Below are 1321 nucleotides of genomic sequence, written 5' to 3' on the forward strand. Positions count from 1 at the left end.
ATATAGATATGTTTCTTGCCTTGAAAAAAAGCAGTCTAGCTTACGCAGGTTAATACTAGGAAAAACTAGCTAAAAAAGCAAGTATTGCGTTAAAGACATTTGCGCTAGAAGAGCTAGAGACGCTTTCTGATCTTATTGAATTGATTTGGTTGGTTTGGACATTGCCGTTGCCATTTTGTAAGTTGTTACTGACGCCAGTCGTTACGCCAACTTCGCTCGTGGTTGAACTGGTGCTGTCGCTGCTGTCGCTATCACTTGTCGTATCTTCTTCAATAGTGGATTCGTTACCGCTAGTGCCGCTTTCGCTACTCGTAGCACTTTCTTCGCTAGACTCGCTTGAAGCGGTGTCTGAGCTGGCGCTATCCTCATCGCTTTCTGATGAGGCACTAGATGACGCGCTAGATGATGACGAAGATGAAGACTCGGTAGCGGTTGGCACCACTTGGACCCGAACGCTTGAAGGATCTGAACCCGTTACACCATCAGGTAGGATAATGGGCGCGTCTACAGTAGTTGTTGTTGTAATCCTTGATACATCAACGGTTGCAGACACGCTTTCAGTGTTATTGATGGTATCGTAGTCACCGGATAAAGTCGCGTTTTGGCTGTCTAAAATCGTTGCTTCATAGGTGTAGCTTTCGCGTTCGTTGGTGATATTGGCTTCAATAGGGACCGACACACCTTCAGGAGAAACTTGAACGGTCACGTCAACCTCACTTGGGTCGGTGTTGATATTCAAGATATCCCCCTCCGCATTTTCTGTAATGACAGTGGCGGTGGTGGTGTAGTCTTCAGATAAGTTATCTGGAATATTGACCACTGTATAAACTTGGCTCACGCTTTCAATGTCAGATGTCGAACCAGTTAAGGTGACAGAATCTTGGCTTAAAGACACATCTGTAATTTCGTAACCATCCGCAACTGCAGATTTATTAGACATTTCCACTTGGACTGGATATTCAGTTGTTTGTAGCGAATCAATTGAAATATTGACGCTTGAAGGTGAAATCTCATAAGACACGGCTTCCGAAACATTTTCCAATTGTAATTGGATGTAATGTGACCCTTCGCCTAGATCGGTTAAGTCTTCTGTGATGACGCGGAAGTCATCGGCTTCAAGTGTTTGTTCGATTAAGTTTTTTGGTCCCGATAAACTGACAGAAACGCTATCTGGTAGACCAGTGACGTAATACGCATCCACGTTTCCATCTATATAAACAGGCACGTTATAAATCGTTTCCGTTGTCGCTTCGCTGACATTTTGGAAGAAACTCACTGGGTTTTCCGAATACTGCTCAGCCTTCACATATACAAACATTAG

At 44.0% G+C, this 1321-nt stretch carries 1 protein-coding gene; it reads right to left on the reverse strand.

The window, feature by feature from the left end; genetic code table 11:
• Window positions 1–55 precede the first annotated feature (55 nt).
• The coding region (locus ACRCJ0_RS14285) for a CdaR family protein (RefSeq protein WP_431390881.1) at window positions 56–1321 on the reverse strand (1266 nt) is incomplete at its 5' end.

This window comes from Aerococcus sp. L_32, assembly GCF_050689315.1.